Raw genomic sequence first — 22,456 nt, forward strand, 5'->3', positions numbered from 1 at the left:
CGAAGATAGCGAAAAGGGAGGCTAAAAGCCTCCCATTTTTGCGATTTCTTATGATGCCAAGATAACGGATTATAAAATAAATCGGCTCAAATCTTCATCGGCAACCAGTTCGTCCAAGTGCTCTTTGACGTAATCCGCATTGATTTCAACGAATTGACCTTGACGTTCACTGGCATCGAAAGAGATATCTTCCATCATGCGCTCAAGCACGGTGTGCAGACGACGGGCACCAATGTTCTCAGTGGTTTCATTCACTTGCCATGCAGCTTCGGCAATTTTACGGATACCATCAGTCGTGAATTCGATATTCATGCCTTCCGTTGCCATCAGGGCTTTGTACTGTTCAGTCAGTGAAGCATTAGGCTCGGTCAGGATACGTTCAAAATCTTCCGTGGTCAGGGCCTGCAATTCAACGCGGATTGGCAAGCGGCCTTGAAGTTCTGGGATCAGATCGGAAGGGCTGGCAACCTGGAAGGCGCCGGAAGCGATAAACAGGATGTGATCCGTTTTGACCATGCCGTGTTTGGTGGAAACGGTACAGCCTTCAACCAGCGGCAGCAGATCGCGCTGAACCCCTTCACGGGAAACATCCGGGCCGGAAGTTTGGCCGCGTTTACAAATTTTATCGATCTCATCAATGAAAACGATGCCATGTTGTTCAACGGCATCAATCGCCTGTTGTTTCAGTTCTTCAGGATTGACCAGTTTTGCGGCTTCTTCTTCGATCAGCAGCTTGAATGCGTCTTTGATTTTCATCTTGCGACTTTTTTGACGCTGACCTGCCAGGTTTTGGAACATGGATTGCAACTGATTCGTCATATCTTCCATGCCCGGCGGTGCCATGATTTCAACACCAACCGGCGCGGCTGAAACTTCGATTTCAATTTCTTTATCGTCTAACTGGCCTTCACGTAATTTCTTGCGGAATGCCTGACGGGTTGAAGATGGCTCAGATTGGGATTCTGTCTGTCCCCAATTATTTTTTGCCGGTGGCAGCAGGACATCCAGAATACGCTCTTCGGCCAATTCTTCTGCACGATAACGATTTTTCTCAATGGATTGCAGACGCACCATTTTGACGGCGGCATCAGTGAGATCACGGATAATGGAATCGACTTCTTTACCGACATAGCCCACTTCGGTGAATTTCGTCGCTTCAACCTTGATAAAAGGCGCGTTGGCCAGTTTTGCCAGACGGCGGGCAATCTCGGTTTTACCGACACCGGTTGGACCGATCATCAGAATATTTTTAGGCGTGACTTCATGGCGCAGTGATTCATCTAACTGCATGCGACGCCAGCGGTTACGCAGGGCAATAGCAACCGCACGTTTTGCTTTGTCCTGACCAATAATGTGATTGTTGAGTTCGCTGACAATTTCGCGAGGAGTCATTTCAGACATACTATCTATCCTTACGCTTTCGAAGGCAGTTCTTCAAAGTTGTGATTATGGTTGGTGTAGATGCAGATATCGCCGGCGATAGTCAGAGCGCGCTCTGCGATTTCTCTGGCGCTGAGTTCGGTGGTTTCCAGCATGGCGCGGGCAGCCGCCTGTGCGTATGACCCGCCGGAACCAATGGCGATCAGGTCATTCTCTGGCTGAATCACATCACCGTTACCGGTAATGATCAGAGAAGCATTTTCATCGGCGACAGCAAGCAGGGCTTCCAGCTTGCGCAGCATGCGATCCGTTCGCCAGTCTTTGGCGAGTTCAACGGCAGCTTTGGTCAGGTGCCCTTGATGCATTTCGAGTTTTCGTTCAAACAGCTCGAACAGCGTGAACGCATCAGCAGTACCGCCGGCAAAACCCGCGATGACTTTGTCATTGTAAAGGCGGCGGACTTTGCGGACATTGCCTTTCATAACGGTATGGCCCATTGTTGCTTGTCCATCACCACCGATGACGACTTTGCCATTACGGCGAACACTTACGATTGTAGTCACGAGTTAGCCCCTGGTTACAAAATAGAAGAGGGTACACACGGTGCATTCATTGTTATCCCACAATTGCCTGCGCACTGCTGATAAAAGCACCATGTGTCAGTTATTAGGAATTAAGATGGGGGAGCTTTCCGCTTTTTCAACCCCCGGCAGGGCGGAGAATACAACCGGGGACACCCGCGGTGGCAACGCGTTCGCGCATCTTTTCAGCACTGGCTTTGTTTTTATAAGGACCAAGCACAACACGGTGCCAACTGTCTTTCGTGGTAATCTGGCTCTCAATGCCTGCGAAAGCAAGGCTGGCACGGACAGATTCCGCCTGTTCCATGGTTCGGAAAGAGCCGCATTGTAGTATCAATTTTGTCTCATTGGCTTCAGGTTTTGGCTTTTGTTCTGGCAAAGACGGTTCGGTTGGCCGTTGGGTATATTGTTGCTGTGCATAATCAGATTGATCTGGAGGATGGATCAATACCCGCGAACGTGGAACGGATTCACTATTATAAGGCACCTCTTTCAATGAAATAGGCGGCTGGCGCATATCTGCCTGCATTTGTTCGAGTAGCTGTTTCTGTTCTGGCGTTAATTGAGGCGCTTGATTGAACGGTTTATTCAATGGTGCATCCGGTTCCTGTAGGGAAGATTGATTAACCGGGCGATTTTCCAATTCTTTGATGTAACTCCAACGCTCTTCTGGTTTTGGTGGCAGGCCATGCCCCTTGGTTTGATGGTGGGACTGTGGGGCATTTTGTACACGTTCTTCCTGCTTATTGTGTACGATGAAATAAAGCCCACCAATAAACGTGACCACCAAGGCCACGGCAACGGCTAATGTAGTTTTGGGTAATCCTTGAACCTGATTTTTTTTCTTACCCGTATTTTTCCGACGGGGATTGTTACGCCCGCGACTCACATAATCTCGTTGTGCCACTGTTTAATTCACTGAGTTATTAAAAGATGAAGGAATGAATAACTAATGTTACTTAACCTATTGTTATTTGCCTAGCTTTTAGGCGAACAAGTACTTGCACGAATGATCAATTCTGCCTCCAATAATCTTGAACCTTTAGAAACTGAGCGGCCTTGAAGTTGTTCCAGCAACAACAGAATGGAATGATGCCCAATTTCATAACGGGGCTGTTTCACTGTGGTTAGGGCTGGTTCGCAATATTGCGCGAGGTTTAAATTATCGAAACCGACAACAGAGAGATCTTCTGGTAATTTTAATCCCATTTTTTTAGCTTGCCACATTGCGCCCATCGCCATGACATCACTATGGCAGAAAATAGCGCTTGGCGGCTTTGGCAGAGTCAGCAGGTTTTCCGCCAATGTTGCTCCGCTTTCATGGGTGAAATCACCGCGGATAATATACTCTTCACGAATCTCTTCCCCTGTGCGCCGCAACGCTTGAATGTAACCTTGCAAGCGATAGTGGCACAGTGGCATGGTTTCCGGTCCGGTAATGCAGGCAATGCGTTTGTGTCCCAGCTTTTGCAAGTGATGGGTTGCGTTGAAGGCGGCGGTCAGGTTGTCTATATGGACGGTAGGCAGTTCCAGTTCTGGTGCAAATTCATTCGCCATCACCATTGGCGGCAGGTTTTTTTGCTCTTCTTTGGAAACATTAAAAGGCATGTTGGAACCCAATAACACCATACCATCAATGCGTTTGGTGATCAGAAGATTGATAAAGGCATGTTCTTGTTGCTGCTGATGTCGGCAATCCCCGATCAGAACTAAGTAACCGTGTTTAGCCGCAGTTTCTTCAATGCCGTGAATGACGTCAGCAAAGAAAGGGTCACTGATATTGGGAACGATAACTAAGATAGTTCTGGAATCATTGCGCCGTAAATTTTTGACCAGCTTGTGGGGATAGTAACCGACTTCCAATACCGCATTCTCAACCTTCTGGCGCGTGCGGGCAGAAACCTTATCAGGATTCATTAGGGTTCTTGATACCGTTGCGGTAGAAACGCCTGCCGCTTTGGCAACATCTTTCATAGTTGCCAATGCGCAATTCTTTTTTTCCATAGTTCACTCCTCGCTTTCTACAGGCAGCGAAACGATTGCTATCCGGATTGCTAAAAAAACGCCAGTCATTCCTGAGGAGTGCTGGCGGGTTGTTTTCTACAGCAATATTAATGAGTTCATTTTAAACTGATTAATCGATCAATCCGTTACTTTGTTTACATAAAAAGTGTGATATGAATCATTTCTTAGAGATGCTTCGCAAATTAAAGAAATAATGGTCTCTGTTTTGCTTACTCAACCTTCAGTCGGATCAACATCAATATTCCATTTCACTTTACGCGCCTGTGGCAGTGCCGTGATTTGGGGATAGATTCCCGCCATCATTTTCTGTAGGAAAATGCGCGAAGGGTGCTGAACCATCAATTGCCAACGATAACGGCCGCCCCGTTTGGCCTGTAATGCAGGTACAGGCCCCATGATCCATAAATGGTCATCATAATGTGGATGATGTTCAAACAGTTGGCGCATCTGTTGCAAAAATGCGGGAGCTTGCTGATTGTCATGATCTTCTGTGCGAAGCAGGATATGGCTCACAAAAGGGGGAAGGTGAACTTGTTGGCGCTCCTCCATCGCTTGTCGGGCAAAAGCATCGTAGCCTTTTTCCAATAATATTTGTAACAGTGGATGCTCAGGATGGTGGGTTTGGAGCACAACTTCCCCCCGCTTTCCCGCTCGTCCTGCCCGACCGGAGACTTGGGTATAGAGTTGGGCAAAGCGTTCGGCTGCCCGAAAATCCGCAGAAAACAGGGCACCATCGACATCCAGTAAGGCGACCAGTGTTACATCCGGGAAATGATGCCCTTTCGCCAGCATTTGCGTGCCAATTAAAATGCGGGCACCGCCTTGATGCACTTCCGCCAGTTGCTGTTCCAGTGCTCCTTTGCGGCTGGTGGTATCACGGTCGATACGGGTGACCGGAATAGCAGGAAACAGCTTGGAAATTCCTTCTTCAAGCTGTTCAGTGCCCAAACCGACAGGCATTAAGTGAGTGGAACCGCATTGCGGGCATTGGCGCGGGATTGGGCGCTGGCTGTCACAGTGATGGCAACGCAGATGGCGATAGTTCTGGTGCAGGGTGTAATAGTGATCACAGCGTTGGCACTCTGCGATCCAGCCGCATTCGTGGCAGAGCAGGGCGGGAGAATAACCACGCCGGTTCAGAAACAGGATGACCTGATTGTCAGCCTTGAGGTGTTCACTGATGCGATTGATGAGCGGTTGTGATAACCCCACCGTCAATGGCAAGCCTTTCAGATCCAGTAAATGCTGGGTTGCGGGTTGAGCGTGGCCGGCCCGTTGGGTTAAGGTGAGTTGGCGATATTTGCCTTGTTGCACATTATAGAGCGTTTCCAGGGCGGGGGTGGCAGAACCCATAATGATCGGGATGCCCTCTTTTTTCGCCCGAAACACCGCGAGATCACGGGCATGATAGCGCCAGCCTTCTTGTTGCTTGTAAGAGCTGTCATGCTCTTCATCGATAATGATAACACCCAGATGAGCAAAGGGTGTAAACAGGGCGGATCGTGTCCCGATGACGATGGCATTCTCCCCTCTTTTCGCTTTCAGCCAAACGGCCAACCGTTCACTGTCATTCAGGGCTGAGTGCAGGACATCAACGGGCGCGTTGAAACGTTCCCGGAACCGCCGGATAGTCTGTGGAGTCAAGCCAATTTCAGGGACTAAAATCAGCGCCTGTTTACCTTGGGCCAGAATATTCTCCAGCACACTAAGGTACACCTCCGTTTTACCGGAGCCAGTGATACCTGCCAATAGCCACGGAGAAAAGGTCTGATCTTCTGCCCGGATAGCGCCTACCGCAGTCGCTTGTTCGGTATTGAGGGTTAACCGTTCGCCGAGGGTTGTAAAATGCGCATGCCAGTTTTCCGCTTCGGGTTGGATGGGATGCAGGGCAATCAGTGATTTCTTTTTCAGCGCTTGCAGTGCGCTTTCACTTAAGCCCAATTCCACGACTTGGTAACGATAAACAGGCTGTTGGTGCAAAGCGGCCAACGCTTTCTGCTGTTTGGCGGAACGCTTGAGTTGGGTCAGCGGGAATTCACGGCCTGCCTCAGTGACCTGCCATTGCCAGAGTGGAGAAAACTCTGCCGGTTTTCCCTGCCGTAACAAGATGGGCAGGGCATGGAACAGAACTTCCCCCAGTGGATAGTGATAATAGCTGACCGCCCACTGGAGCAATTGCCAGAGATCGTGGGGGAAAAGAGACTGAGCATCAAGAATGGCGGCAATAAACTTGAGTTGTTCAGGAGGAAGTTCGCTGTGGTCTGCGATCCCCGTGACGATACCAATTGCATTACGCTGACCAAAAGGCACGCGCACGCGCACACCAATGGGGGGCAAAGGTAATCCTGTCGGCAATAGATAATCAAACGTGCGGGTGAGAGGGACAGGCAATGCCACCTGAACAACGGTCATAAGGCGATTTCCGGATAATTAATCAATAGATAATAAAGGCATCTTGAAGTATGACGAGTCTGTAAAAAAACATCTAGCGATAAGGATATCATAGCAAATCGGCAGATCTCATTGCGCAATAAACAGATATTCTGTATGATCCGCCGCCTTTGGTATAGAAATTACCGATACTTATTTTTATCAACACGACGTGTGGTGTCTGGCGGTCACAAGGCTGGATAGCGACACGGCCTGAACAGAGGTTTCCCATGAAAGAAGGTATCCATCCTAAATACGAAGAAATTACTGCATCTTGTTCTTGCGGTAACGTCATCAAAATCAATTCTACTGCTGGCCACAACCTGAATCTGGACGTTTGTGGTGAATGCCACCCGTTCTACACTGGTAAGCAGCGTGATGTTGCGACCGGTGGTCGTGTTGATCGCTTTAACAAACGTTTCAGCGTTCCAGGCACTAAAAAGTAATGACTTTTTCCGGTCGGTAATCAATATAGGCCGGATAGTTAAGACAAAGATAGTTGAAACAAAAACGCCCGATGTTTTGCATCGGGCGTTTTTGTTATCAATCAATATTCCCATGTATCAGGATCGATACCCAGCTCACGCATCATGATTTTCGCTGCCTCTGGGATTTCGTCATGGCGTTCTTTGCGTAAATCGTCATCATTAGGCAAAGGCTGTCCAGTGAATGCATGGAGAAAAGCCTCACACAACAATTCACTGTTTGTTGCATGACGCAGATTGTTCACCTGACGGCGGGTGCGTTCATCAGTCAGAATTTTCAATACCTTCAGCGGGATTGAAACTGTAATCTTTTTGACCTGTTCACTTTTTTTGCCATGTTCAGCATAAGGGCTGACATACTCACCATTCCACTCAGCCATGAGATACCTTAAGTAATTTTTGAATCAATTAATTGAGACCAGCATTGAGATCAGAAGTTGGCGGGAATTTCTGACCTATTTTCATGTCGATAATGCGCTAGTCTAGCATAATTCACCTATCGACTATATCGCCTCACCCGCACTAAATTATAAAATATAACCAGAAGACCTATACTCGCCGTATTTCAAGATACATTTATAAAGTGTAATGACGTTCATTGAATTGTGGTATTAAACCGTAAAACATTTTGGATGTCTAGATGTATTGACGTCTATCTCTCCAGTCGCTATTCTTGCGTGACGCCAATAATAACGATGACGGGGAAAGGCTATGGGATGTAAGCAAGCGACGATTGCGGTTCACAGTGGTTCAAATATTGACGAACAATATGGTTGTGTGGTTCCACCTATCTATCTTTCCAGTACCTATAACTTTACCGGTTTTAATGAACCGAGGGCACATGATTACTCCCGCCGTGGCAACCCCAGCCGGGATATTGTCCAACAGGTTTTGGCCGAGCTGGAAGGCGGCGCGGGCGCTGTCATGACCAGTAGTGGTATGTCAGCGATTCACCTGCTCTGTACGGTCTTCCTGCAACCGGGGGATGTCTTGGTGGCGCCTCATGATTGTTACGGTGGCAGTTACCGTCTTTTTGACAGCCTGAGCAAGCGTGGTGCATACAAGGTGATTTTTGTTGATCAGTCAGATGAACAGGCGTTGAAACAGGCATTAGCCCAAAAACCCAAATTGGTGCTGATTGAAACACCGAGTAATCCTTTGTTGCGGATCGTGGATATTCAACATATTTGTGCATTGGCTCATGAAGCCGGGGCATTGGCCGTCGTCGATAACACTTTCTTAAGCCCGGTATTGCAAAAACCCTTGGCGTTGGGGGCGGATTTAGTGGTTCATTCTTGTACCAAATATTTGAATGGGCACTCTGATCTGATTGCCGGCGCCATTATCGCCAAAGAGTCGTCCATTGCGGAAGATTTAGTGTGGTGGGCGAATAATATTGGCGTCACGGCAGCGGCCTTTGACAGCTATTTGCTACTGCGTGGCATTCGGACATTATCGGCCCGCGTGCTGCTCCAACAAAATAATGCAATGGCCATTGCGGATTACCTGCAACAGCAGTCCCAAGTGAAAAAACTCTTCTACCCTGCGTTGAAGGATCATCCGGGGCATGACATTGCGGTTAAACAGCAGCAAGGTTTTGGGGCGATGCTCAGTTTCGAACTGGATGGCGATGAACAGACCCTGCGTCGTTTTTTATCTGCGTTAAAATTATTTACTTTGGCTGAATCCCTGGGGGGGGTGGAGTCGTTGATTTCTCATACCGCAACCATGACACACGCGGGAATGTCAGCCGAAGCACGGGCTCAGGCAGGGATTACGGATTTGCTTCTTCGTGTCTCTGTAGGAATTGAGGATAGTCAGGATTTAATTGCTGATCTGGACCATGCGTTTCAGGCAGCGGCAACGAGGTAATCATGAGTACACTGGCAACAGCGGGGGCGGAATCTGGCCGCCAGTTACATAAATTTGGCGGCAGCAGCCTGGCGGATGTGAAGTGCTATCAGCGGGTAGCTGACATTATGGCGAACTACAGCCAGCCGGGTGATTTGATGGTGGTATCGGCAGCAGGGAGTACCACCAACCAGTTGATCGACTGGCTTAAATTGAGCCAGAGTGACCGGATCTCCGCCCATCAAATCCAGCAATCTTTGCGGCGTTACCAGCAAGAATTAATCCGTGGTTTGTTGCCCGAAGCCGTTGCAGAAGAGCTGAGTGCCATGTTTATCGCTGATCTGGAAAGATTAAGTGCCTTGTTGGATAAACCCGTCACCGATATTACTTATGCGGAAGTGGTCGGTCATGGAGAAATCTGGTCTGCGCGCTTAATGGCGGCGGTACTTGAGGATCAGGGGATACCCAGCGCATGGCTGGATGCGCGTCAATTCCTGCGGGCAGAGCGCGTTGCACAGCCGCAGGTTGATATCAGTTTATCCCAGCCCCTGTTTAGCCAATTATTGATCCAAAATCCCAATAAGCGTTTAGTGGTGACCGGTTTTATTTCCAGAAATCAGAAGGGGGAAACGGTATTACTGGGGCGCAATGGCAGCGACTATTCGGCGACCCAAGTCGGGGCGTTGGCGGGCGCCAAAAAAGTCACGATTTGGAGTGATGTGGCTGGGGTTTACAGTGCCGATCCGCGTAAAGTCAAAGATGCCTGCCTGTTGCCGTTGTTGCGTTTGGATGAAGCCAGTGAATTGGCGCGTCTGGCGGCACCGGTGCTGCATACCCGGACATTGCAGCCGGTTTCCATCAGCGATATTGATCTGCAATTGCGTTGCAGTTATCAGCCTGAACAGGGTTCCACCCGGATTGAACGGGTGCTGGCAACGGGGACTGGGGCCAAAATCGTGACCAGCCATGATGATGTTTGCCTGATTGAACTGCATGTTTCTTCTGCCCATGATTTCAGGCAAATCTACAAAGACATTGACGCGTTGTTAAAGCGCGCTCAAGTCCGGCCACTGGCAACCGGATTACATGCAGACTGCAACCTGATCCAACTTTGTTACACCTCAGAGGTTGTCAATAGCGCCCTTGATGTTTTGCAGGATGCCGCCTTACCCGGCAAACTCTCTTTGCGTGAAGGCTTGGCGCTGGTGGCGTTGGTCGGGGCGGGGGTATGCAAAAATCCGCTGCACAGCCATCGTTTTTACCAACAATTAAAAGATCAGCCCGTTGAATTTATCTGGCACGCGGAAGATGGCATCAGTCTTGTGGCGGTACTGCGTTCCAATCAGACGTCGCATTTGATTCAGGGATTACACCAAAGCCTGTTTCGGGCAGAAAAACGCATCGGTTTGGTGCTGTTTGGCAAAGGAAATATTGGTTCTCGTTGGTTAGAACTGTTTGCCCGCGAACAAAAGAATATTTCTGCCCGCAGCGATTTTGAATTTATTTTGGCGGGTGTCGTCGATAGCCGCCGGAGTTTGCTGAATTATCAGGGCATTGATGCCAGCCGGGCACTGGCCTTCTTTGATGATGAAGCGACTGAACATGAAGAAGATGCGCTGTTTTTATGGATGCGGGCGCATCCTTATGACGATTTGGTGGTTCTGGACGTGACGGCAAGTGAAGAATTAGCCAAAGAGTATATCTATTTTGCCAGTTATGGATTTCACGTCATCAGTGCCAACAAAGTTGCCGGCTCTTCCGCCAGCAACACCTACCGCCTGATCCGCGATGCCTTTGCAAAAACGGGGCGCCATTGGTTATACAACGCCACGGTGGGTGCCGGATTGCCGATTAACTACTCCGTCAGGGATCTGCGGGAAAGCGGCGATACGATTTTGTCTATCAGCGGCGTTTTCTCCGGCACATTATCCTGGCTGTTCTTGCAATTTGATGGTTCGGTGCCTTTCAGTGAATTAGTTGAACAGGCATGGCAACAGGGGTTGACGGAACCCGATCCACGTATCGATCTCTCTGGTCAGGATGTGATGCGTAAGCTGGTGATCCTGGCTCGCGAAGCCGGTTATGAGATAGAGCCTGATCACGTGCGGGTTGAGTCGCTGGTGCCGGAAGAAGCACGAGGCGGCTCTCTCGAAGAGTTCTTTGAAAACAGTGCCGCCATTAATGAGCAGATGCTGCAACGTCTGGAAGCGGCACGGGAAATGGGCATGGTACTCCGCTATGTCGCACGTTTTGATGCCAGTGGTAAAGCCAAAGTGGGCGTGGAAGCGGTGCGCAGTGATCACCCATTGGCCTCACTGCTGCCGGCCGATAATGTCTTTGCGATAGAAAGCCGCTGGTATCGCGATAATCCGCTGGTGATCCGCGGCCCCGGTGCGGGACGGGATGTCACGGCGGGCGCAATTCAATCCGATTTAAACCGCCTGTCGCAACTTTTGTAGTCTGCTGGTAGATTAACATCTAAACAAGATGCCGATTGCGCCAGTCCGCTGGCGCAATGGGTGATATACCGCAACACAAGGCCAGGAACCCTATGAATCAACAATATTCCGCAATGCGAAGTAATGTCAGTATGCTCGGTAAGTTGCTGGGCGACACCATTAAGGAGGCGTTGGGAGAAGATATTCTTGATAAAGTTGAAACCATCAGGAAATTATCTAAATCATCCCGCGCGGGTAACGGAATCCATCGTCAACAGCTTTTATCGACGCTGGAAAATTTATCCAATGATGAATTATTACCGGTTGCTCGTGCATTTAACCAGTTTTTGAATCTGACCAACGTTGCCGAACAATACCACAGCATTTCGCCACACGGTGAAGCGGCCAGTAATCCGGTCGCGCTGGCGGCATTATTTAATCGGCTCAAAGACAAACAATTCAGCAATGATGATTTGATCAACGCGGTCAATGCGCTGGCCATTGAACTGGTTCTGACCGCTCATCCGACCGAAATCGCCCGCCGCACCCTGATCCATAAGTTGGTTGAAGTTAATGGTTGTCTGGCACAGCTTGATCATGATGATCTGGCGGATTATGAGCGCACTAACATCATGCGCCGATTACGTCAGTTGATTGCCCAATCATGGCATACCGATGAGATCCGCAAGAACCGCCCCACCCCGATTGATGAAGCCAAATGGGGTTTTGCCGTGGTCGAAAACAGTTTGTGGGAAGGTGTGCCGGCTTTCCTGCGTGAATTCAATGAACAACTGGAAGAATCCCTTGGTTATAGTTTGCTGGTGGAAGCGGTGCCGGTACGTTTCACTTCGTGGATGGGGGGCGATCGTGACGGTAATCCCAACGTTACCGCCGAAATTACCCGCCATGTCTTACTGCTGAGTCGTTGGAAAGCCGCCGATCTGTTCCTGAAAGATATTCAGGTTTTGGTTTCTGAACTCTCCATGTCGGAGTGTACGCCTGAGCTTCGCCAAATGGCGGGAGGGGAGCAGGTTCTGGAGCCTTATCGTGAAATTGCCAAACGACTGCGGACGCAGTTAGGTAACACGCTGGTCTATCTGGAAAAATGCCTTAAAGGTGAGCAAGCCCTGCCTCCCGCCGATCTGCTCCTGCATAACGAACAGCTATGGCAACCGCTCTATGCCTGTTATCAATCCCTGAAAAATTGCGGCATGGAAATTATTGCGAACGGGCAACTGCTGGATACCTTGCGCCGCATCCGTTGCTTTGGTTTGTCTTTGGTGCGCATTGATATCCGGCAGGAAAGCACCCGCCATCGCGATGCCATTGCTGAGCTAACGCAATATCTGGCCATGGGCGATTATGCAAGCTGGCCGGAAGCCGAAAAACAGGCGTTCCTGTTGCGGGAATTGCAGTCAAAACGCCCGTTGATCCCGCGTGATTGGCAACCCAGCGCAGACACGCAAGAGGTTTTCGCTACCTGCAAAGTGATTGCAGAGTCACCGCAAGATTCGATTGCCGCTTATGTGATTTCCATGGCGAAAGTCCCTTCTGATGTGCTGGCGGTGAAATTGTTGCTGAAAGAAGCGGGATGCCCACTGTCATTGCCTGTCGCTCCCCTGTTCGAAACCCTTGATGACCTGAACAATGCCGAAAGCGTGATCCGGCAACTTCTGGGGATTGAGTGGTATCGCAGTCTGATTAAGGACAAGCAGATGGTGATGATAGGTTACTCCGATTCGGCCAAAGATGCCGGGGTGATGGCGGCGTCGTGGGCGCAATACCGGGCGCAGGATGCGTTAATCAAAGTGTGTGAAAAAGAGGGCGTGACGCTGACGCTGTTCCACGGGCGTGGCGGTACCATTGGCCGTGGCGGTGCTCCGGCTCATTCGGCTTTGCTCTCCCAACCGCCGGGCAGTCTGAAAGGCGGGTTGCGCGTCACGGAACAAGGGGAAATGATCCGCTTTAAGTTTGGTTTGCCGCAGGTGACGATCAGCAGCTTGGCCTTGTATGCCAGTGCGATCCTGGAAGCCAACTTATTGCCACCACCGGAGCCGAAACCAGAATGGCAGCAGATTATGGATACGCTCTCGGCGGTTTCCTGCGACATGTACCGTGATTATGTGCGTGAGCAACCGGAATTTGTGCCCTATTTTCGGGCCGCCACACCGGAGCAAGAGTTAGCCAAACTGCCGTTGGGTTCGCGCCCGGCGAAACGGCGCCCGACCGGGGGTGTCGAAAGTTTGCGCGCGATCCCGTGGATATTTGCCTGGACACAAAACCGCCTGATGCTGCCGGCATGGCTGGGGGCGGGTGCAGCGCTGCAACAGGTGATTGATGCAGGTAAATTGCCAGTATTAACCGATATGTGTCGCGACTGGCCATTTTTCAATACCCGTATTGCCATGCTGGAGATGGTGTTTGCCAAAGCCGATTTGTGGTTAGCTGAATACTACGATCAGCGTTTGGTAGAACCGAAACTCTGGCCGTTGGGCATAAAATTGCGTGACCAACTGGCACAGGATATCAAAACGGTACTGACCATTGCGCAGGATGAGCAACTGATGGCAGATTTGCCGTGGATCGCTGAATCCATCGCCTTGCGTAACGTCTATACCGATCCGTTGAACGTACTTCAGGCCGAACTATTACAGCGTTCCCGCCAGCAGGAAAACCCTGATCCCCATCTTGAGCAGGCGCTGATGGTAACCATTGCCGGCGTTGCAGCGGGAATGCGTAATACGGGGTAGTACGTTTTCTGAATCATAAAAGCTGAATGGGAAACCGTTCGGCTTTTTGCTTATCATGCTCCTGCATTACAGGGTTAAATTTTCCAGCAAATAATCAATAAACACACGGCTCTTACGTTGAAGCTGGGCGTTATTGGGAAATATCGCGGTGATATCCTGCTGCGGTAATGGGTATTCGGGAAATAATGGCACTAACTTGCCGGATTTTAGATCAGCATCGATTATCCAGTCTGGCAAAACCGCAACACCGAGACCGGATATGACCAAAGCGCGTATGGCAGAGGGCGAATTAGAGATATATTTGGCTTTGCCACGAATGGTAAGAGCGGGATAGGTTGGGTGTTTGAGTTCCCACTGTGTTGGGTGTTGTAAATTGCTATTGGCAATCCAATTAACTTTATTGAGATCAGTCGGTTTAGCAATGGGATTCTGTTTAAGCCAAACCGGAGCAGCGACGAGCTGAATACCATAGCTGCCTAAACGCCGGCTTCTCAGGGAAGAATCGTTTAGCGTACCCAGCCGAATTGCCAAATCAATCCGTTCGGTAATTAAATCATTCAACGCCGAATCTGCAAAATAGCTTATCTCAAGTTGAGGATGAAGCGAGCAAAATTGGCTGATGAGAGGAAGCAGAAATTTTTCACCAAACTCGGCCGTGGAAGTAAGACGTAATTTGCCCGTTAATGAATGATGCCGTTCAGCCACATGATCAAAGGCATTCTGGATATTATCAAATATCGCCTTAAAGTCTTGATAAAATGCGTTCCCCGCTTCCGTCAGTGCAATTCCCCGCGTATTGCGTATCAATAATGGCACATTTAACGCCTCTTCAAGCACTTTCACGTGAATACTGGCTACGGCTTTGCTGATAAAAAGGCGTTCTGCGGCACGTGTAAAAGAACCACACTCTACGACCGCGAGGAAAGTTTGTATTCGGTTAAGGTGAGGGTGCATTTTAATTGTTAAATTAAATGAAATTCAGTGTTTAAAATAGATGAATAGACGCGGTGAGTCAACAGCACTTAAACTCCGGCAACGGAGGAAAAACAATGACTTATCGCTATCGTATAGCCTTGATATTTTTACTTGGTTTTTTTATAGACTGCGTCAATATTTTTATGTCGGCCATTGCGCTGCCGGATATTGCCAACCAAATGTCGGTGTCTGAATCCCACGTTGCTTGGGTTGCAAACAGTTATATTTTGGGCTTAACCCTGATTATACCTATCAGTAGTTGGTTGGCTGAACGCTTTGGTACACGGCAGATTATGTCAGTCTCCATGCTCCTTTTTTCTCTTGCAGCACTATTTTCTGGTCTGGCCGAAAATTTTTATAGCCTGATTGGGTGGCGTTTTGTTCAGGGATTGGGAGGCGGTTTAATCATCCCCGTGGGGCAAGCATTAACCTTTAGCTTGTTTAAGCAACATGAACGGGCAAAAATCTCGACCTTAGTGATGTCAGTTGCGCTGATTGCCCCCGCAATTTCTCCCAGTTTGGGGGGCGCAATTGTAGATCACTATAGTTGGCGCTGGGTATTTCTTAGCAATATCCCTTTCAGTTTACTCGCATCAATACTTTCGTTCATTTGGCTGGGTAATAATGAAAAAATCGTTGCCCGTAAACCGGATCTCAAGGGATTGTTATTGGTGAGTCTGGTTTTGGTTTGTCTCTTGGTTGGCTTGTCTGCCTATGCTGATTCCACATCTCAGTGGCTGCCATTCATTGCATTATTCTGTGGCGGCTTATTCACGGTATTTTACATACGGCATTATCGCCATGTACAAGATGCGATTTTAGATTTGGCGATAATGAAAAATACACGTATGTGTTTTTCTGTGTGGATATATCACGCAATACCGGGTGTATTTACCGGCGTTAACCTGCTGAATATTTTTTATCTTCAACAGCAATTGGGATGGTCGGCAGAAAAAACCGGTTCTCTGATGATCTTATATGCGGTTGGTGCATTTGGTGCGATATTGGTTTGTGGAAAAGTGTATAACCGCTTAGGTGCTTATCGTTTATTTCTGTGTGGCTTGATACTTCATGCTGTTGGGATTGCGCTCTTGAGCACGATTAATCATAGCCATGATCTGTTTGGTCTGGTTGCCGCTTATTTACTGATGGGCATCGGTGGCGGCATTGGCGCTAATACCGCACAGACAACGGCGCTGATCGATTTTGCGGGCGAACAATTATCCCGTGCCAGCGTTATTTGGAACCTTAATCGTCAAATATCATTCAGTATAGGCGCGGCACTGTTCACGATGATTTTTAATGTATTGCAGCAGAAATTTATTTCTACTTATGCGTATCACCTTACTTTTGTTCTTGCTGCGATATTGGGTCTATTGCCATTAATCGGATTAAATCAACTGAAAAAACGTGTGGAGAAGGTATGCAAACGGAACGAGAATTAGTGGCTCAACAAAGTGTTATTGAACTACACCAATGGATTGAAAATGTTTTTACCAATCACTTACAACAAGAGTCTGGAACACTGAATAAGTTGTTGAATAGCTTTGCCTCTGATTTCGCCATGATAACGACGTCAGGGCAATATATGACCTTAGACCAAGTAAAAACGATGTTTAGGCTAAACATTGGTTCCCGACCTGGACTAAAAATCGAGATTGATGAATGTGAAGTCATTACATCAAACGAACAGTGTGTCGTTTTACGCTATCGTGAAAAACATACCAGAGATGGAAATACGCATAGTCGTTGGTCAGTTGTGAGTATTTCATATATTGATGGGCACCCTCGTTGGCGTTATTTGCATGAGACGGCTATTGCTGAATGAGGTTGCTGTGGAAATGTGCAAGATTGGCGATTTTTAGTTTTTTGAGTGCCAAAAGCCGAGTGGGAAACCGTTCGGCTTTTTTAGTTTTAATTTGTTGAAGAAAGATACCCTTCACATTTCTGATAACCCCCTCTTATTTAGAATAAAAAAATAGGATAAAACTGCATCATTTCTTTTTGTCGAATGATGAACAGTGATAATGCACAAAAATTATCTGAATATATTCTTACTTTTTATCGGGCAAGGTCTTACTGGAACCATCATTTCTTTATTAACGCTCACCTCAACGTTAGTGGGTCATAAATTGTCACCCACTGATTTTCTATCAACATTGCCAGTGACAGCCACGGTGTGCGGCGCAGCATTGATGGTTTATTACGCTGCAACACTGATGGAAAAATATGGCAGAAGAAATGCTTTTGTTATTGGCAACTTGATTGGAATAGTGGGAAGTGGATTGGCGGGAATGGCGATTGTCTATCAATCTTTTGCTTTTTTCACGTTAGGAACTTTTATTTTGGGAGGATCAACCGTTTTTAATCAATACTACCGCTTTGCCGCGGCTGAGGTTTTTGATGACGCTTCCAGCAAGAAAAAAGCCATCTCATTGATTATTGGTGGCGGCGTGATTGGTGGGGTATTGGGACCCTATATTGCTACAAAAGGGGCTTACTTGTTACCGGATTATCACTTTTTGGGCGCATTTTTCCTCTCTGCCATGATATGTGGCCTGACATTGATAACACAGCTCTTTATCCGCCTTCCTGTCGTGCAAAAAGAGAAAATTATCCTTTTGACAAACAAGGGTAATAATCAGAACGATGATTTTGCCAGTCTGTTAAAATCGAAGTTATTTTTGCTGGCGACGGGGAGCTGCGCGGTAGGTTTTTCCCTGATGACATTATTGATGAATGCGACTCCGTTAGCGATGCTACATAAACAATTTTCCATTGAAGACAGTGCAGTTGTTTTGCAATGGCATTTTTTTGCTATGTACGCCCCTGCTTTGATTCTGCCATTTTTGGTGGATAAGTTTAAAACGGTGAATTTGATTATGTCGGGGGCTGTGTTTTTTCTCATCGGTATGGCTATCGCTGTTTACTGGGATGAAAAACTCGGTTTTCTGTTTTCGCTGATTTTTGTCGGTCTCGGTTGGGCATTAATGTTTAACGGTGGAACGTTTTTATTGAATGGATTTATTAATAGTCCATTCAAGCATAAATTGCAGGGATTCAATTCACTGATTACTTATTTGTCTAATATGTTTGCCTCTTTATCTGTCGGCGCTGTAATGAGTTATCAGGCAGGCTGGGGGATTTTGAATATTGTGGGTATTGTGATGATTGTAGTGTTTCTCACTATGTTTTTTATCAAAAGTCGAGAACTACAGGGAATGTGAACAGCCCTCATGCTTGAAAGTATAAATTCGCGCAGGCTGTTGTTATTCCCCTTTTTTATCAACTGAATAGTGAATTTATACAGGACGAACCCCCAATGTATGGCAGATGGCATAACTCAATTCCGCCCGGTTCAGGGTATAAAAATGAAAATCTTTCACACCCTCACGACTGAGGATTTTTACCATGTCCATTGCAATTGATGCACCGACCAAGTTGCGGCTTTCCGGATCGTCATCCAATCCTTCAAACATTCTGGTCATCCAGCTTGGAATACGAACATTGGTCATGGTGGCAAACCGTTGTAACTGACGGAAGTTTGAGACGGGCAAAATGCCTGGCACAATTTCTACGTCAATTCCCGTTGCGACACAGCGATCGCGAAAACGCAGATAACTCTCTACATCAAAAAAGAATTGGGTAATAGCGCGATTGGCACCGGCATCAATTTTACGCTTTAAATTAATCAGGTCGGCCTGCGCGCTTTTCGCTTCTGGATGCACTTCTGGATAAGCCGCAACGGAGATATCAAAATCCGCTTCTTGTTTTAAAAGTCCAACCAAATCAGATCCATACATTTCTGGCTTACCACCGTTAGCCGGTAAATCACCCCGCAATGCCACGATATGACGAATGCCATTTTGCCAATAATCATGGGCAATGTTGCGCAGTTCTTCGCGGCTGGCATCAATGCAAGTCAGGTGTGGAGCCGCATCAAGCCCCGTTTTTTCTTTAATGCCTTTGATGATGCTATGAGTGCGATTGCGTTCGCCAGAGTTGGCACCATAGGTGACGGAAACAAATTTAGGTTTCAGCTTGCTCAAGCGATCAATGGATTTCCACAGGGTTTGTTCCATCTCAGTCGTGCTGGGTGGAAAGAATTCAAAGGAAACACGAATTTGCCCTTCAAGTTCAGCCAGATTCTGATTCAGCGCTTCTCGCTGATTAGCGTGAAAAAAACTCATACCCTGTGCCCTCATGAACAAGCGGAATTTTTATCCGCTTACCTTTAGATGTTTAAATGTTTGTATGTCTATACGTTTAGATGTCCAAATAGAATGCGCGAAGCTGTGTTTTTAGTCAATCGGGAAATGGCTTATTCCCAATGAGGAATATTCAAAGTGATCAGGAAAGAAATTCATGTTGGGGGAATGTGGCAGTTAATCCTACTGATTAAACAGCAGGATTAAGTAATGACTATAGCGGCTATACATCAGATGATTGGTCGAAAACGTACAATTGGGGAACACGACAGGAAGGATAAACAGGTATTAATAATTAATGCCTATAAAAGTAATAATATTCTAAGAAAATAACTTATGTGCTAATTATTGTTCACAAGACGCATGATTATCTGTCTTAACCAACAATGGGCAGTATCTATTTCTCGCCGCTTGTGCCAAACCATTTTAAAATCAAAAGGAGCGATATCGAATGGTGGCGCAAATATCTGTAAGCTAGGGTCATTTTCTACGCTAACCAAACTACGGTGAGCCACTGTGAGAATTAAATCAGTTCCGGAAATGATGTCACGGGCTATTCCCCAATGAGGTAGTTGTACTCTAATTTGTCTATGTAAACCTTCTTTTGATAAAACACGATCGATATCGTCTTCAACGCCTGCACGCATAGCTACAGATACATGGGGACGTGCCAGCCAAGAATTTCTATCAAGGTATCCATTTTTTGGAATAGTTGAAGCATCAGCGAGACAGGAAAACTTTTCGGTAAATAAGATATGAGCATGCAAATCTTCAGGCATTTTTTGGGGGAATACGCCGAAAGCGAGATCAATTTCGCTATCTACTACATCAACAAGCATCGACTCTCTACTAGTTTGACTTATGGATAGTTCAATATTGGGAGCAATAACGCGGAATGTTCGAATTAAAGTTGGCAGTAAAACACGGGCTCCATAGTCTGACATAGATAAACGGAATGTTCTTTTTGTCTGAGTTGGATCAAATAATGGAGGCTCAATCAAGGTATGAATTTGCCCCAAAATCTCACGAAGAGGTATGAGTAATTCTTGAGCTCGGGTTGTTAGTTCGAGCTTACCAGAGCGACGAACTAATAAGGGGTCATTAAACAGGTTACGTAAATTTGCAAGTGCATGACTGATTGCGGGTTGACTCTTATGTAGCCGATTTGCTGTACGAGTAATATGCTTTTCGATTAATAATACCTGCAGAGTAACTAATAGATTAAGGTCAACATTTCGTAGATTATTCATATTTATTATAATGGAATTTAAAATTTTTAATAAAATACATTAAGTTAACTTATAATTATAGATGGTTTTTAAATAAGTAAAATATAGATCACAAATTAGAATATACTGGGTATATTTACAGTTTAATAACTGAGGGTATACTCATCAGATACTAAATGGCTTGCCAAAATGGTAGGAGTCTCAAAGAAACTCAGTCCTATTTTTGCGAATGTCTTGATTGCAATAAAAGAAACCGCAAAAGGAAGGACTGAGTTATGCTTATCTTACCACCAACCTCCCGAAATGAACGGCGCCAGATGAAAAAAGTCGTTCAAAAAACCACAGATAAAAATTATGCCCGCCGGATCATGGGCATACTCTGGTTATGCCAAGGAGAGCCGGTCTCCCAAGTGGCCGATAAACTGTGTTGCGCTGAGTCTTCTGTCTGGCGCTGGATTAAGCGGTTTAGGGAGCTGGGATGGATGGGGTTACTCAGTTTACCGGCAGGCCGCCATACCCGATGGCATTTAACCCCCCTTTTGCCTTTTTTTTTCTTTTTTATTGAACTATTTCCCCAACAGTTCGGTTATTCTGTTTCCCCAATGGACCCTGGCCTTTTTGTTTTTTTAATCAAAAGGTTCTTAAAATCCCCCTTCAATGACCACGCCTTTTCCCTTTTTTCGTCAACAAGGGATTTTCTGAAGAAGAGCGGCCCCGCCATTCAAGTACCCGTTCCCGAAATATGAAAAAAAATGGCCCGCATTACCGAAGCGCTTCCCCGGCGTCAGAGAAACATCCTGTTGTTTATGAAGATGAAGGGATATTCACTTGAACCCGAAAATCGGGGCGGGCTGGTATTTTAAAGCCCAGCAAAAACGCATTAATACGCCGGGTAAAAAATCAAAAATACTACGTTGCGGGTTGTCTTGATGTCCGGACCAACAAAATTGTTTTTACGGGTTACATGAAGAAAAGCGCTCAATTATTTATCAATACGTTAGAAGAATTAAAACGCCAATATCGTCACGCAGAAACGCTCACCGTGATTTTAGACAACTACATTATTCATAAAAGTAAGTCAGTAAAAGCGTGGTTACGACAGAATCCAAGCGTGACACTTTTATTCCTTCCGGTTTATTCGCCCTGGTTGAACAAAATAGAGCGGTTATGGCAATCGTTACATGAAACGGTTACCCGTAATCATGGTTGCCAATTTATGTGGCAACTGATTAAAAATGTGAAAATTTTTTTAAAAACGGCGTCAGGAAAAAAGACGTTGAAAGGAATCAGAAATATCAGAGTCTCAGCATTATGAAAAGGCATTTAGAAATTTCATCAACTCAAGAGAAAAATATCTACAAGAAGACAGTAGAGTTAAGCGTAATAAAATATACGTAATTTATTGTCAGAATTCGATAGTATTGCTATTTGAGTGATTATTCAACTGTTTTTATACCTTATAAAATATGGTTGTATTGCTGACGTAGTAAATTATCTATTATGTGAGAAAAAATCAGAGTTTAAAATAATTCCTTTCTTGTAAAGCGTGATTATTTTAATTAAATTCCTGAATGTCAATTTTCTCATAATTAAAAATTTCAAAATTTATTAGCATTAGTCGTGAAATATTGCACCACAAAAACACCAGAAAAAATTAACACTATCCCAAAGATTCTCCCGAAATTCACTTCCTTAATAGGTAATCCCATTAATCCAAAATGGTCAACCAGTGCAGATACAATAATTTGTCCTGTTATCACACATATAATGAAGTTAGTTGCGCCTAATTGTGGCGTTAGAATAATCGCAGCGGTAATGTAGATAACTCCAGCAATACCACCGAACCAAGACCATATAGGTAAATTTATTACCTGAGTAATTTGTGGCGTTGGTACTCTCATTGTTAGGAAAACAGGAATAACAGCTAATAAACTCACTAAAAGTGATACCACTGTTCCCCATAATGGATGCCCTAAACTCCGTCCTAATGCTGCATTGGCACCAGCCTGAAGTGGTACTACAGCTCCGGCGAAAATCGCTCCACATGCCAAAATGGCCGTTGATATTGAGATAGGGGATGTCATTGGTATTGCCTCAAGTTAAT

At 46.4% G+C, this 22,456-nt stretch carries 17 protein-coding genes and 1 pseudogene; 8 read left to right on the forward strand and 10 right to left on the reverse strand.

Annotated features, from left to right (window positions below):
• Nucleotides 1–69: 69 nt before the first annotated feature.
• From hslU to priA, 5 genes are all read right to left on the reverse strand, one after another.
• A complete protein-coding gene (gene hslU / locus XDD1_RS00965; RefSeq protein ID WP_045967962.1) occupies nucleotides 70–1,401 on the reverse strand; it encodes an HslU--HslV peptidase ATPase subunit in 1,332 nt (443 codons plus the stop codon).
• Between the two features lie 11 nt (nucleotides 1,402–1,412).
• A complete protein-coding gene (hslV, locus tag XDD1_RS00970) occupies nucleotides 1,413–1,943 on the reverse strand; it encodes an ATP-dependent protease subunit HslV (RefSeq protein WP_045967964.1) in 531 nt (176 codons plus the stop codon).
• Nucleotides 1,944–2,079: 136 nt separating this feature from the next.
• On the reverse strand, nucleotides 2,080–2,868 hold the full coding sequence (gene ftsN / locus XDD1_RS00975) for a cell division protein FtsN (protein ID WP_045967967.1): 789 nt from the start codon (nucleotides 2,866–2,868) through the stop codon (nucleotides 2,080–2,082).
• Between the two features lie 71 nt (nucleotides 2,869–2,939).
• Entirely contained in the window at nucleotides 2,940–3,965 is a 1,026-nt protein-coding gene (gene cytR / locus XDD1_RS00980) for a DNA-binding transcriptional regulator CytR (protein ID WP_045967969.1), read from the reverse strand.
• Between the two features lie 234 nt (nucleotides 3,966–4,199).
• Nucleotides 4,200–6,398 carry a primosomal protein N' gene (gene priA, locus XDD1_RS00985; RefSeq protein WP_045967971.1) on the reverse strand — a complete coding sequence of 733 codons (2,199 nt, stop codon included), beginning with the start codon at nucleotides 6,396–6,398 and terminating at the stop codon, nucleotides 4,200–4,202.
• Between the two features lie 248 nt (nucleotides 6,399–6,646).
• Here priA and rpmE point away from each other — a divergent pair, with 248 nt between their 5' ends.
• Entirely contained in the window at nucleotides 6,647–6,862 is a 216-nt protein-coding gene (rpmE, locus tag XDD1_RS00990; RefSeq protein WP_045967973.1) for a 50S ribosomal protein L31, read from the forward strand.
• A gap of 101 nt (nucleotides 6,863–6,963) precedes the next feature.
• On the opposite strand, the gene metJ is transcribed toward rpmE, so the two are convergent.
• Nucleotides 6,964–7,281, reverse strand: coding sequence for a met regulon transcriptional regulator MetJ (metJ, locus tag XDD1_RS00995; RefSeq protein WP_045967975.1), 318 nt, complete (start codon nucleotides 7,279–7,281; stop codon nucleotides 6,964–6,966).
• 331 nt (nucleotides 7,282–7,612) lie between these two features.
• On the opposite strand from metJ, the gene metB reads away from it, so the two are divergent.
• The 3 genes from metB (at nucleotide 7,613) to ppc (ending at nucleotide 13,940) form a co-directional block, all read left to right on the forward strand.
• Nucleotides 7,613–8,773, forward strand: coding sequence for a cystathionine gamma-synthase (gene metB / locus XDD1_RS01000; protein WP_045967977.1), 1,161 nt, complete (start codon nucleotides 7,613–7,615; stop codon nucleotides 8,771–8,773).
• A 2-nt stretch (nucleotides 8,774–8,775) separates the two neighbouring features.
• Nucleotides 8,776–11,211 (forward strand): bifunctional aspartate kinase/homoserine dehydrogenase II, encoded by a 2,436-nt coding sequence (locus tag XDD1_RS01005; protein ID WP_045967978.1) that lies wholly within the window; start codon nucleotides 8,776–8,778, stop codon nucleotides 11,209–11,211.
• 92 nt (nucleotides 11,212–11,303) lie between these two features.
• Nucleotides 11,304–13,940, forward strand: coding sequence for a phosphoenolpyruvate carboxylase (ppc, locus tag XDD1_RS01010; protein WP_045967980.1), 2,637 nt, complete (start codon nucleotides 11,304–11,306; stop codon nucleotides 13,938–13,940).
• A 66-nt stretch (nucleotides 13,941–14,006) separates the two neighbouring features.
• Here ppc and XDD1_RS01015 read toward each other — a convergent pair whose 3' ends face one another.
• Nucleotides 14,007–14,894, reverse strand: a complete 888-nt coding sequence (locus XDD1_RS01015) for a LysR family transcriptional regulator (RefSeq protein ID WP_045967982.1) — start codon at nucleotides 14,892–14,894, stop codon at nucleotides 14,007–14,009.
• A gap of 95 nt (nucleotides 14,895–14,989) precedes the next feature.
• On the opposite strand from XDD1_RS01015, the gene XDD1_RS01020 reads away from it, so the two are divergent.
• From XDD1_RS01020 to XDD1_RS01030, 3 genes are all read left to right on the forward strand, one after another.
• Nucleotides 14,990–16,360, forward strand: coding sequence for an MFS transporter (locus XDD1_RS01020; RefSeq protein ID WP_045967984.1), 1,371 nt, complete (start codon nucleotides 14,990–14,992; stop codon nucleotides 16,358–16,360).
• Nucleotides 16,339–16,743, forward strand: coding sequence for a hypothetical protein (locus XDD1_RS01025; RefSeq protein ID WP_052705622.1), 405 nt, complete (start codon nucleotides 16,339–16,341; stop codon nucleotides 16,741–16,743). The genes XDD1_RS01020 and XDD1_RS01025 overlap by 22 nt, the downstream gene beginning before the upstream one ends.
• A 199-nt stretch (nucleotides 16,744–16,942) precedes the next feature.
• A complete protein-coding gene (locus tag XDD1_RS01030) occupies nucleotides 16,943–18,142 on the forward strand; it encodes an MFS transporter (RefSeq protein ID WP_045967986.1) in 1,200 nt (399 codons plus the stop codon).
• A gap of 75 nt (nucleotides 18,143–18,217) precedes the next feature.
• Here XDD1_RS01030 and metF read toward each other — a convergent pair whose 3' ends face one another.
• On the reverse strand, nucleotides 18,218–19,105 hold the full coding sequence (gene metF / locus XDD1_RS01035) for a methylenetetrahydrofolate reductase (RefSeq protein WP_045967989.1): 888 nt from the start codon (nucleotides 19,103–19,105) through the stop codon (nucleotides 18,218–18,220).
• Between the two features lie 359 nt (nucleotides 19,106–19,464).
• Nucleotides 19,465–20,373 carry a LysR family transcriptional regulator gene (locus tag XDD1_RS01040; RefSeq protein WP_045967991.1) on the reverse strand — a complete coding sequence of 303 codons (909 nt, stop codon included), beginning with the start codon at nucleotides 20,371–20,373 and terminating at the stop codon, nucleotides 19,465–19,467.
• A gap of 254 nt (nucleotides 20,374–20,627) precedes the next feature.
• Here XDD1_RS01040 and XDD1_RS01045 point away from each other — a divergent pair.
• Nucleotides 20,628–21,667 (forward strand): annotated as a pseudogene (locus tag XDD1_RS01045) (IS630 family transposase).
• Between the two features lie 283 nt (nucleotides 21,668–21,950).
• Here the strand turns inward: XDD1_RS01045 and XDD1_RS01050 are convergent.
• On the reverse strand, nucleotides 21,951–22,436 hold the full coding sequence (locus tag XDD1_RS01050; RefSeq protein ID WP_045967993.1) for a DMT family transporter: 486 nt from the start codon (nucleotides 22,434–22,436) through the stop codon (nucleotides 21,951–21,953).
• Nucleotides 22,437–22,456 lie beyond the last annotated feature (20 nt).

Origin of the sequence: Xenorhabdus doucetiae (assembly GCF_000968195.1) — a bacterium.
Taxonomy (GTDB): Bacteria; Pseudomonadota; Gammaproteobacteria; order Enterobacterales; family Enterobacteriaceae; genus Xenorhabdus; species Xenorhabdus doucetiae.

Excerpts from the sequence above, each read along its gene's own strand:
- XDD1_RS01005 (WP_045967978.1), top strand. The coding sequence starts at position 8,776 with ATGAGTACACTGGCAACAGCGGGGGCGGAATCTGGCCGCCAGTTACAT.
- hslU (WP_045967962.1), bottom strand. The coding sequence starts at position 1,401 with ATGTCTGAAATGACTCCTCGCGAAATTGTCAGCGAACTCAACAATCAC.
- XDD1_RS01050 (WP_045967993.1), bottom strand. The coding sequence starts at position 22,436 with ATGACATCCCCTATCTCAATATCAACGGCCATTTTGGCATGTGGAGCG.
- XDD1_RS01020 (WP_045967984.1), top strand. The coding sequence starts at position 14,990 with ATGACTTATCGCTATCGTATAGCCTTGATATTTTTACTTGGTTTTTTT.
- metB (WP_045967977.1), top strand. The coding sequence starts at position 7,613 with ATGGGATGTAAGCAAGCGACGATTGCGGTTCACAGTGGTTCAAATATT.
- metF (WP_045967989.1), bottom strand. The coding sequence starts at position 19,105 with ATGAGTTTTTTTCACGCTAATCAGCGAGAAGCGCTGAATCAGAATCTG.
- ppc (WP_045967980.1), top strand. The coding sequence starts at position 11,304 with ATGAATCAACAATATTCCGCAATGCGAAGTAATGTCAGTATGCTCGGT.
- cytR (WP_045967969.1), bottom strand. The coding sequence starts at position 3,965 with ATGGAAAAAAAGAATTGCGCATTGGCAACTATGAAAGATGTTGCCAAA.
- rpmE (WP_045967973.1), top strand. The coding sequence starts at position 6,647 with ATGAAAGAAGGTATCCATCCTAAATACGAAGAAATTACTGCATCTTGT.
- XDD1_RS01015 (WP_045967982.1), bottom strand. The coding sequence starts at position 14,894 with ATGCACCCTCACCTTAACCGAATACAAACTTTCCTCGCGGTCGTAGAG.
- XDD1_RS01030 (WP_045967986.1), top strand. The coding sequence starts at position 16,943 with ATGCACAAAAATTATCTGAATATATTCTTACTTTTTATCGGGCAAGGT.
- priA (WP_045967971.1), bottom strand. The coding sequence starts at position 6,398 with ATGACCGTTGTTCAGGTGGCATTGCCTGTCCCTCTCACCCGCACGTTT.
- metJ (WP_045967975.1), bottom strand. The coding sequence starts at position 7,281 with ATGGCTGAGTGGAATGGTGAGTATGTCAGCCCTTATGCTGAACATGGC.
- XDD1_RS01025 (WP_052705622.1), top strand. The coding sequence starts at position 16,339 with ATGCAAACGGAACGAGAATTAGTGGCTCAACAAAGTGTTATTGAACTA.
- XDD1_RS01040 (WP_045967991.1), bottom strand. The coding sequence starts at position 20,373 with ATGAATAATCTACGAAATGTTGACCTTAATCTATTAGTTACTCTGCAG.